The 520-nt window shown below is 60.4% G+C and carries 1 protein-coding gene; it reads right to left on the bottom strand.

From position 1 onward, the window contains the following. Positions 1–435, bottom strand: a 435-nt coding sequence (locus P0D70_RS36805; protein WP_459252455.1) for an IS21 family transposase, incomplete at its 3' end; no start/stop codon positions are given. Positions 436–520: the final 85 nt, after the last annotated feature.

Genomic DNA, 520 nt, shown 5'->3' with positions numbered 1-520 from the left:
CGTCGCAACGAACGCCGCGAGCATGCCGAGTTTGTGCCCCGGCTTACGAAACTCAATCCAGTCCATCTGCATCTGATGTCCCGGCTCTGTCTCGAATCTGACCACCGGGTCGGGGCGTGCAGCGGGTCGAAGCTTCTGCAGATACTCCTGCACCCGGCGTAGGCCGCCCGTGTAGCCGCGCTCCTCAATCTCCCGCTTGAGCACCGTCGCCGGAATCCAGTCCGGCTTCGCTGCTTCGACGCGGCCCTGCAGATAGGCCTTGAAGGGTGCAAGCTTGCCGACGACTGGTTGCCGGGCCTTACGCTGCGGCGGACCCGATTCCAGATACTTCCTGACTGTGTTGACTGCCATGCCGGTCTCGACAGCGATGTCCCGGAGGCTGTTTCCCTGGCGACGCAGAATCTCGATTTCCATGTACTCCTCGTAGCTGATCACGGGCCGCCCAAAAGGAGCAACCCTACAACGAGGTGTATCAATTCCTAACTGCGTTGCTGTATCAATTTACAACTGCGCGCGACAC

It is taken from the genome of Paraburkholderia sp. RL17-381-BIF-C (genome assembly GCF_046026435.1).
Classification (GTDB): domain Bacteria; phylum Pseudomonadota; class Gammaproteobacteria; order Burkholderiales; family Burkholderiaceae; genus Paraburkholderia.
This window is presented reverse-complemented; position numbering and strand designations above follow the sequence as displayed.